The organism is uncultured Gemmiger sp. (genome assembly GCA_944388105.1).
In the GTDB taxonomy this organism is placed as follows: Bacteria; Bacillota; Clostridia; order Oscillospirales; family Ruminococcaceae; genus Gemmiger.
The window spans coordinates 1-9164 of sequence record CALXHN010000083.1; the positions used below are offsets into that span (position 1 = coordinate 1).

At 62.0% G+C, this 9164-nt stretch carries 10 protein-coding genes; 8 read left to right on the plus strand and 2 right to left on the minus strand.

Going from position 1 to position 9164, the window contains the following annotated elements; all coding sequences use genetic code 11:
- On the minus strand, window positions 1-263 hold a 263-nt coding region (locus Q0K17_RS08910; RefSeq protein WP_294542389.1), incomplete at its 3' end, for a GTP-binding protein.
- A 2-nt stretch (window positions 264-265) separates the two neighbouring features.
- Window positions 266-607, minus strand: coding sequence for a hydrogenase maturation nickel metallochaperone HypA (hypA, locus tag Q0K17_RS08915; protein ID WP_294542391.1), 342 nt, complete (start codon window positions 605-607; stop codon window positions 266-268).
- 205 nt (window positions 608-812) lie between these two features.
- Between hypA and Q0K17_RS08920 the strand changes: the two genes are divergently transcribed.
- The 8 genes from Q0K17_RS08920 to Q0K17_RS08955 all read left to right on the plus strand — a co-directional run.
- On the plus strand, window positions 813-2705 hold the full coding sequence (locus Q0K17_RS08920) for a proton-conducting transporter membrane subunit (protein WP_294542392.1): 1893 nt from the start codon (window positions 813-815) through the stop codon (window positions 2703-2705).
- Window positions 2702-3565 (plus strand): complex I subunit 1 family protein, encoded by an 864-nt coding sequence (locus tag Q0K17_RS08925; protein WP_294542393.1) that lies wholly within the window; start codon window positions 2702-2704, stop codon window positions 3563-3565. The genes Q0K17_RS08920 and Q0K17_RS08925 overlap by 4 nt, the downstream gene beginning before the upstream one ends.
- Window positions 3566-3583: 18 nt before the next feature.
- Window positions 3584-4027 carry an NADH-quinone oxidoreductase subunit NuoB gene (gene nuoB / locus Q0K17_RS08930; protein WP_294542395.1) on the plus strand — a complete coding sequence of 148 codons (444 nt, stop codon included), beginning with the start codon at window positions 3584-3586 and terminating at the stop codon, window positions 4025-4027.
- A 2-nt stretch (window positions 4028-4029) separates the two neighbouring features.
- Window positions 4030-4377 (plus strand): NADH-quinone oxidoreductase subunit C, encoded by a 348-nt coding sequence (locus tag Q0K17_RS08935; protein WP_294542396.1) that lies wholly within the window; start codon window positions 4030-4032, stop codon window positions 4375-4377.
- Window positions 4378-4381: 4 nt separating this feature from the next.
- A complete protein-coding gene (locus tag Q0K17_RS08940) occupies window positions 4382-5461 on the plus strand; it encodes a nickel-dependent hydrogenase large subunit (RefSeq protein ID WP_294542398.1) in 1080 nt (359 codons plus the stop codon).
- Window positions 5462-5468: 7 nt separating this feature from the next.
- Entirely contained in the window at window positions 5469-5921 is a 453-nt protein-coding gene (locus tag Q0K17_RS08945) for a 4Fe-4S dicluster domain-containing protein (RefSeq protein WP_294542399.1), read from the plus strand.
- 150 nt (window positions 5922-6071) lie between these two features.
- Window positions 6072-8426, plus strand: a complete 2355-nt coding sequence (gene feoB / locus Q0K17_RS08950; protein WP_294542400.1) for a ferrous iron transport protein B — start codon at window positions 6072-6074, stop codon at window positions 8424-8426.
- A gap of 319 nt (window positions 8427-8745) precedes the next feature.
- A partial coding sequence (locus Q0K17_RS08955) for an extracellular solute-binding protein (RefSeq protein ID WP_294542402.1) occupies window positions 8746-9164 on the plus strand: 419 nt, incomplete at its 3' end.

A 9164-nucleotide genomic window follows, 5' to 3' on the forward strand; every position in this document is an offset into this window, starting at 1 on the left:
TCGGTGTTCAGCTGCACCGCCGGGATCTTCAGCGCCGCGATCTTCTCGGCGTCGATCTGCCCGGTGATGTCCCCCTCAATGACCCCGATGGCAAACTCTTCCCGCAGTTTGGCAATCAGGGCGGTGATCAGGCTGGTCTTGCCGGCACCCGGACTGCCCATGACGTTGATCAGACAAACCTTGTGGTCTTTCAGGGTGCGGCGCACCTCGGCGCTCACGTCCTCGTTCCATTCCATGACCTGATGCAGCACTTTGATCTCCATATTCAGTCTACCTCCAGACTTTCCACCATGAATTCCTTGCCCGAAAGCCGCTTCAGCCGCAGGCTGCCGCAGTAAGGGCAGGCAATGTGGGCGCGGTCGATCTCACCCTCCCGGCCGCAGTCCCGGCACAGCACCTTCAAAGGCACCGTGGTCACCTTGATTTTGGCTCCTTCGGCGGGGGTGCCTTTGGCCAGCACGTCCAGGTACATCTGCACACACTCCGGCACCACCCCGGAAAAAGGCCCCATCCGCAGGCGAATTTCCCGAATATGGGAAGCGTTCTGCTGGGCCGCGGCCTGCAGGGAGATGTCCAGGATGCTCTGGGTGATGGATAGTTCGTGCATGGCAAAACCCCCGTTTCCGAAAGGGACAGAAACTGTCAAAAAGGGCGGTGTTCCACCGCCGCACCATCTCATTGTAGCACCATCCGGCACAAAAATCCACAAAAGAGACGGACTTGTAAATCGGAAACAAGAGGACTATAATGATACTAATTTGTCAAAAAATCTGTATGATTGTCCGGGAATATTCCCCGAGGAGGTTGAAAATATGGCAATCATTCCAATTTTGATCGGGTGGCCTGCCCTGATGGCGCTGGTGATCCCCCTCCTGCGTGACCCCCGTGTGCGGGGGCGCGTGGTGTACGGGGGCGCCGCCGTTCTCATGGTGCTGGCCGCCTTTTTGCTGGGGGCATGGCTGCAGGGCGGCGGCGGGATCGTCAGCCTGTGCGGGTCGGTGCCCCTTATCGACCACCTGATGCTGGCCGGTGAGTTCGCCCTCATGATCCTCATCGTGGTGCTGAGCATCAAATACAAAAAGTACCCGGTGGTGCTGCTCTCGGTGGGGCAGACCGGGCTCATGGCCTGGTCGGAACTGACCTGCCCGGTGGAATCTCCCACCCACATCCAGCTGGACTGCCTGTCCATGCTGATGATCCTCATTGTGGCTTTGGTGGGCGGGCTCATCTGCATCTACGCCGTGGGCTACATGCAGGCCTACCACCAGCACCACAAGGACTACCAGGACCGCAGCGGGTTCTTCTTCTCCATGCTGTTCTTCTTCCTGGCGGCCATGATCGGCCTGGTCCTGTCCGAAAACCTCGTCTGGATGTACTTCTTCTGGGAGATCACCTCGGTCATCTCCTTCCTGCTCATCGGCTACACCCGCACCGAGGAAGCCATCAACAACAGCTTCCGCGCCCTGTGGATGAACCTGCTGGGCGGCTTCGGCTTTGCCATCGCCATTGTGGTGGCGGCCCACACCCTGCACACGGTGCAGCTGGGTGAACTGGTGGCGGCCAAGGCCACCATCCCGGTGGTGCTGCTGGCCATGGCCGGACTGACCAAGTCCGCCCAGCTGCCCTTCTCCAGCTGGCTGCTGGGCGCCATGGTGGCGCCCACCCCCTCCAGCGCCCTGCTGCACAGCGCCACCATGGTCAAGGCGGGCGTCTACCTGCTCATCCGGCTGGCCCCCGCCATGGCGGGCAACATGACCGGCATGACGGTGGCCTTCATCGGCGGCTTCACCTTCATTGCGGCCAGCATGATGGCCATTGCCCAGAACGACGGCAAGAAGGTGCTGGCCTTCTCCACCGTGTCCAACCTGGGCCTGATCGCGGCCTGCGCGGGCATCGGCGCCGAGGAGACCATCTGGGCTGCGGTGCTCCTGATGATCTTCCACTCGGTGAGCAAATCCATGCTCTTCCAGGCGGTGGGCTCCATCGAAAACTCCCTGGGTTCCCGGGATATTGAGGACATGCACGGCCTGCTGCTCCGCCTGCCCCGGCTGACCTACATCATGGGCATCGGCATTGCGGGCATGTACCTGGCGCCCTTCGGCATGCTGATCTCCAAGTGGGTGGCCCTGAAAGCCTTCGTGGATGCGGAAAACTACCTGCTGGTCATCTTTTTGGCCTACGGCAGCGCCACCACCATGCTCTACTGGACCAAGTGGCTGTGCAAGCTGGTGTCCTTGCACCACACCAAGGTGAAGGTCACCGACGCCACCCACCCGGACCAGTACCTGTCCATGTACATCCACGCGGCGGCCACCCTGGGGCTGTGCCTGCTGTTCCCCCTGGTGTCCTCCCGGGTGGTCACCCCCATCATCCAGGAACTGTACGGCACCGCCCATGAAGTGCTGTCCATGAGCGTGCTCACCACCATGGCCATCATGCTGGTCAGCGTGCTGTTCGTGCCCTCCCTGATGTTCCTGCTCACCCGGTCCACCCATCGCCATTATGTGCCCATCTACATGGGCGGCATCAATGAAGGGGACAACACCTACTTCACCAACAGCTTCGGGGAACCGGAACACCTGTATCTGAGCAACTGGTACCTGCGGTTTGAGTTCGGGCGCCGCCGCCTCATGCGGCCGGGTGTCATCATCTCTGCCGGGGTGCTCATCGTCATGCTCTGTGTGATCATAGGAGGTGCGGTATGATGCCGGTCATTTCTGTTTTGGGGTATCTGCTGCTGGCGCCCCTGGTGGGCGGCCTGCTGGACGGGCTGGACCGCCGCGTCAGCGCCCGGATGCAGGGCCGTCAGGGCCCGCCCATGCTGCAGCCCTTTTACGATATCAAAAAGCTGTTTTCCAAACAGATGATCGCGGTCAACAGCGTGCAGATGCTGCTCAACCTGAGCTATCTGGTCTTTCTGGCCGTGGCGGGGTCCATGCTCTTTGCGGGGGCGGACATCCTCATGTGCCTGTTCATCCTGTCCACCGCCGATATGTTCCTGGTCATGGCGGCCTCCAGCGATTCTTCCCCCTTCGCCACCCTGGGTGCCGGACGGGAGATGATCCAGATGATGGCCTACGAACCCCTGACCCTGCTCATGGCCGTGGGCTTCTATCTGGCCACCGGCAGCTTCCATGTGGGGAACATCATCCGCATGCCCCATAGCGCGGTGCTGGTCATGCCCGGTTTCTTGCTGGGCTTCATGTTCATCACCGCCATCAAGCTGCGCAAGTCGCCCTTTGATCTGTCCACCAGCCACCATGCCCACCAGGAGATGGTCAAGGGCATCACCACCGAGATGGCCGGCCCCACCCTGGCCGTGATGAACATTGCGGAATACTACGAGATGGTGCTCATGCTGGGCATCGTGGCGCTCTTCTTCCTCAACGAACACTGGTGGAGCTGGCCCATCGCCATTGTGGCCTGCCTGGTGGTGTTCCTGCTGGAAATCCTGTGGGACAACGTTTCCGCCCGGGTCAAGTGGCGCACCCTGCTGGACGGCTGCTGGGTGGTCACCCTGCTCACCGGCGGGCTCAACGGCTTGATCCTCATGCTGGTACGCTGAAAAAGGGGGCAATACAAAATGAAAAAACTGGCAAAGTCCCCCTGGCTGCTGCATTACGACGCCAGCAGCTGCAACGGGTGCGACATTGAGGTGCTGGCCTGCACCACACCCAAATACGATATTGAACGTTTCGGCATCATCAACACCGGCGACCCCTTCCAGGCGGATATCCTGCTCATCACCGGCGGCGTCAACGCCCAGTGCGAAAGCGTGGTCAAGCAGCTGTATGAGCAGATGCCCAACCCCAAGGTGGTGGTGGCCGTGGGTATCTGTGCCTGCACCGGCGGGGTGTTCAAGGACTGCTACAACATCAAGGGCGGCATCGACACGGTGATCCCGGTGGATGTGTATGTACCCGGCTGCGCCGCGCGGCCCCAGGCCATCATTGACGGCGTGGTGAAAGCGCTGGAAATTCTGGAAGAAAAGCGCAGGAACTATCACGAAAACAAGGAGGAGGGCTGACAATGGAAGCTGCCAACACGATCGAGCCCATCACCATGGCCCGGTTCATGCCCCAGGTGATCCGCTTCAAGATGGACGGCTGGCGGGTGGTGCAGATCTGCGCCGCGCGCCTGCCCGACGGCTATGAACTGAGCTACTCCTTCGCCAAGGGGTATGATATGCGCACCCTGCGCCTGACCGTGGCCACCGAGGAATCGGTGCCCAGCATCACCCAGGTGTACCCCGGGGCCTTCCTGCAGGAAAACGAGGCCGCGGAGCTCTTCGGGGTGAAGGTGGAGAGCATCCAGGGCGATTATCACGACAAGCTGTACCGCATCGCGCGGCCCACGCCGTTCAAGGAAAAGGGGTAAGACTATGGCAAAACGAAGCATTGTGCCTTTCGGTCCCCAGCACCCCGTCCTGCCCGAACCCATCCATCTGGACCTGGTCCTGGAGGATGAGGTGGTGGTGGACGCGGTGCCCAGCATCGGCTTTGTCCACCGTGGACTGGAAAAACTGGTGGAGACCAAGGATTTCAAGGAATACGTCTACATTGCGGAGCGGGTCTGCGGCATCTGCAGCTTCGGCCACGGGCTGGGCTACTGCCAGACCCTGGAACAGATCATGAACGTGGAAGTGCCTCCCCGGGCGCGGTATCTGCGCACCATCTGGATGGAGATGAGCCGGGTGCACTCCCATCTTTTGTGGCTGGGCCTGCTGGCCGACGCCATGGGCTTTGAGAGCCTGTTCATGGAAAGCTGGAAACTGCGGGAAAAGATCCTGGATATGTTCGACGCCACCACCGGCGGCCGGGTCATCTTCTCGGTGAACTGCATCGGCGGGGTGCTCAAGGACATGGACGAGACCATGCTCAAGAACATCGTGGACACCTGCAACGAGATGGAAAAAGAGCTCAAGCCCATCGCGGACGCCTTCCTGCGGGACTACACCACCGGCTCCCGCCTGCGGGGCCTGGGGGTGCTGACCCCCGAACAGGCCACCCTCATGGGGGCGGTGGGACCCATGCTGCGGGCCAGCGGCATCGCCTACGACGCCCGCAAGCTGGGGTACGCCGCCTACGATGAGCTGGACCTGGAACCCATCACCTCCAACGATGGCGACTCCTACGCCCGGTGCGAGGTGCGCATCAGGGAGATCAGCCAGTCCTTCGACCTCATCCGGCAGGCGGCGGCCAGGATCCCTGCCGGCCCCATCGCCGTGCCGGTGAAGGGCTTCCCCAAGGGCGAGTACTTCACCCGCATCGAGCAGCCCCGGGGCGAGGCCATCTACTACGTCAAGGCCAACGGCACCAAGTTCATCGACCGGTTCCGCCTGCGCACCCCCACCACCAGCAACATTCCGCCCATGCTGAACATGCTCAAGGGCTGCCAGCTGGCGGATGTGCCCCTGCTGATCCTGACCATTGACCCCTGCATCAGCTGTACCGAGAGGTGAGACCAAGATGAGTTCATTGAAACTTATGCCCTTTGCGGGCACGGCGCTGCGCAACCTCTTCCGCAAACCGGTGACCACCAGTTATCCCTTTGCCCCGGCCCAGTACCCGGAGCGGATGCGCGGGCATATCGAGATCGACATTGAATCCTGCATCAGCTGCGGCATGTGTGCCCGCAGCTGCCCGCCCGGGGCCCTGACGGTGGACCGGGCCGCCGGCACCTGGACCATCCAGCGGTTCGACTGTGTCCAGTGCGGCAACTGCGTCAACGTCTGCCCCAAAAAGTGCCTGAAGATGGCTCCGGGCTACACCACCCCGGACACCACCCGCCACAGCGACACCTACACCCGCACCACCCCGCTGCCCAAACCGGCACCCCGTCCGGCAGCCAAGCCCGCCGCCCCGGCTGCCCAGGCAGCCCCCGCCGCCGCGCCCCAGACCCCGGCGGCAAAAACCGAGTAAAGAACCTTTGGCCGCACCCTGCGGGGTGCGGCTTTTTGCTTGGCCCCGTATTGTAGGAACAGGGGCTTTGTGCTACAATAAACTGGATTATAAGAGAAATTCCGTATTCTGCGGATTTGTGGGAAAGAAGCCAGGAGGCAAAGAGAAACAATGACATTGAAGGAACTTGCGATCGGCAAAGCCGCCACCATCGTGACGGTGGGCGGGGAGGGTGCTTTGCGCCAGCATCTGCTGGACATGGGCCTGATCCCCGGGGCCCGGGTCAGCATGGTGAAGTTTGCGCCCATGGGGGACCCTGTGGAGGTGCGCATCAACAGCTATGAGCTGACCCTGCGGCTGGCCGACGCCGAAAAGATCGAGATCAAGGACGTGGCCGACGCCGAAAAGGCCGCCGCGGCGGTGCGCCGCCGGGGTGTGCCGCTGCCCCACCCCGGCCTGGGCGAGAGCGGCAAATACCACAGCAAGGCGGACGAGAACCCCCTGCCGGAAGGCACGGTGCTCACCTTTGCCCTGGCGGGCAACCAGAACTGCGGCAAGACCACCCTGTTCAACCAGCTCACCGGTTCCAACCAGCATGTGGGCAACTTCCCCGGCGTCACGGTGGACCGCAAGGACGGCCCCATCCGCGGCCGTGCCAACACCAGCGTCACCGACCTGCCGGGCATCTACTCCATGTCCCCCTATTCCAGCGAGGAGATCGTCACCCGGAACTTCCTGCTCAATGAGCATCCCCGGGGCATCATCAACATCGTGGATGCTACCAACATCGAGCGCAACCTCTACCTGACCATGCAGCTCATGGAACTGGACATCCCCATGGTGCTGGCCCTGAACATGATGGACGAGGTGCGGGAGAACGGCGGCTCCATCCGGGTCAACGAGATGGAATCCGCCCTGGGCATCCCGGTGGTGCCCATCTCCGCCGCCAAGAACGAGGGCATCGACGAGCTGGTCTCCCACGCGCTGCATGTGACCAAGTACCAGGAACGCCCCGGCCGCCAGGACTTCTGTGACGTGAACGACCACGGCGGCGCGGTGCACCGCTGCCTGCACAGCATCATGCACCTCATCGAGGACCACGCCCAGGCCGAAGGCATCCCCCTGCGGTTCGCCGCCACCAAGATCGCCGAGGGCGACCAGCTGATCCTGGACCAGCTGAAACTCACCGACAACGAAAAGCAGATGCTGGAATCCATCATCCGCCAGATGGAGGACGAGCGCGGCCTGGACCGGGCTGCCGCCATCGCGGACATGCGGTTCACCTTCATTGAAAAGGTCTGCGCCGGCACGGTGGTCAAACCCCACGAGAGCAAGGAACACCTGCGCAGCGTGCAGATGGACAAGATCCTCACCGGCCGCTACACCGCCATTCCCTGCTTCATCGGCATCATGGCCCTGGTCTTCTTCCTTACCTTCAACGTGATCGGCGCGGCCCTCTCCGCCGTGCTGGACTGGGGCATCACCGCCCTGACAAACGCGGTGGACGCGGGCATGACCGCCCTGCACGTCAACGAGGTGCTCCACTCCCTTGTTATTGACGGCATCTTCAACGGGGTGGGCAGCGTGCTCAGCTTCCTGCCCATCATCGTCACCCTGTTTTTCTTCCTGTCCCTTTTGGAGGACAGCGGCTACATGGCCCGTGTGGCCTTCGTCATGGACAAGCTGCTGCGCAAGATCGGCCTTTCCGGCCGCAGCATTGTGCCCATGCTCATCGGCTTCGGCTGCACCGTGCCCGGTGTGATGGCCAGCCGCACCCTGCCTTCCGAGCGGGACCGCAAGATGACCATCCTGCTCACCCCCTACATGAGCTGTTCGGCCAAGCTGCCCATTTACAGCTTCTTTGTGGCCACCTTCTTCCCCGGTATGGGCGGCCTGGTCATGTTCCTCATCTACTTCGGCGGCATCGCCATGGGCATCCTGGTGGCCATGCTGCTGCGGGGCACCCTCTTCCACGGCGAGGCGGTGCCCTTCGTCATGGAGCTGCCCAACTACCGCCTGCCCGGTGCCAAGAACGTGGGCCAGCTGCTGTGGGAAAAGGCCAAGGATTTCCTGCAGCGCGCCTTCACCGTGATCTTTGTGGCTACCATCATCATCTGGTTTCTGCAGACCTTTGACACCCATCTGGCCATCGTCTCCGACTCCCAGCAGAGCATCCTGGCAGTGATCGCCGGCTGGATTGCCCCCATCTTCGCGCCTCTGGGCTTCGGGGACTGGCGCATCTCCACCGCCCTCATCTCCGGCTTCATGGCCAAGGAGAGCGTGGTCTCCACCCTGTCGGTGCTCTTCGGCTCCACCGAACAGCTGCTGGCCGCCATCACCCCCCTGGCAGCCGCCAGCCTGCTGGCCTTCTGCCTGCTGTACACCCCCTGCGTGGCGGCCATTGCGGCCATCAAGCGGGAACTGGGCACCAAGTGGGCAGCCGCCGTGCTGGTGGGCCAGTGCGCCATCGCATGGCTGGTCGCCGGTGCGGTCCGCCTGATAGGCCTGCTCTTCGGGCTGGTGTGATAGACCCCGCATCCTGAACCCCAAAAGGACATCCGCTGCCGGCGGATGTCCTTTTTTGTTGCGGCAGCGTAAAAGTTACAGAAAAGAAACGATTCCAATCAGCATTTCCCGGATTCCCGCAATAACTGCACAAAAGGGGAGTCGGCTCCTTGGCAATTCATACAAAAATCATGAAAAAGTGGAAAATTCCCTTGCAAATTTGGACAATGCGCGCTATGATATGGACAGAAAGAGGTTGGAAACGTTACCAACCGACAAGGCAGAACGACAGGGGGCAACGGAACCCCTTCCCAACGAAATTTGCAAGGAGGACAACACCATGAAAGCCAAGAAACTTCTTTCTCTGGGCATCGCCTGCACCATGGCCGCCGGCCTGCTGGCCGGATGCGGCACTTCGTCCGGCAGCAGCGGCTCCGCCGCCACCGGCGATACCGGCGCTTCCGCCGCCGCCACCGACGGTGCTTCCGGCAAGGTCTATTACCTGAACTTCAAGCCGGAGCAGGACCAGCAGTGGCAGGACCTGGCCGCCGTCTACACCGAGCAGACCGGCGTGCCGGTCACGGTGGTCACCGCCGCTTCCGGTGAGTACGAGACCACCCTGATGAGCGAGATGGCCAAGAGCGACGCGCCCACCCTGTTCCAGGTCAATGGCCCCATCGGTCTGGCCAACTGGAAGGACTACTGCTACGACCTGACCGGCACCCCCATCCTCGGGGAGCTGACCAGCGACACCTACGC

Bases quoted from the DNA above. Each gene is read 5' to 3' on its own strand.
- Q0K17_RS08920 (WP_294542392.1), top strand. From the start codon at position 813: ATGGCAATCATTCCAATTTTGATCGGGTGGCCTGCCCTGATGGCGCTG.
- Q0K17_RS08925 (WP_294542393.1), top strand. From the start codon at position 2,702: ATGATGCCGGTCATTTCTGTTTTGGGGTATCTGCTGCTGGCGCCCCTG.
- Q0K17_RS08935 (WP_294542396.1), top strand. From the start codon at position 4,030: ATGGAAGCTGCCAACACGATCGAGCCCATCACCATGGCCCGGTTCATG.
- Q0K17_RS08945 (WP_294542399.1), top strand. From the start codon at position 5,469: ATGAGTTCATTGAAACTTATGCCCTTTGCGGGCACGGCGCTGCGCAAC.
- nuoB (WP_294542395.1), top strand. From the start codon at position 3,584: ATGAAAAAACTGGCAAAGTCCCCCTGGCTGCTGCATTACGACGCCAGC.
- feoB (WP_294542400.1), top strand. From the start codon at position 6,072: ATGACATTGAAGGAACTTGCGATCGGCAAAGCCGCCACCATCGTGACG.
- hypA (WP_294542391.1), bottom strand. From the start codon at position 607: ATGCACGAACTATCCATCACCCAGAGCATCCTGGACATCTCCCTGCAG.
- Q0K17_RS08940 (WP_294542398.1), top strand. From the start codon at position 4,382: ATGGCAAAACGAAGCATTGTGCCTTTCGGTCCCCAGCACCCCGTCCTG.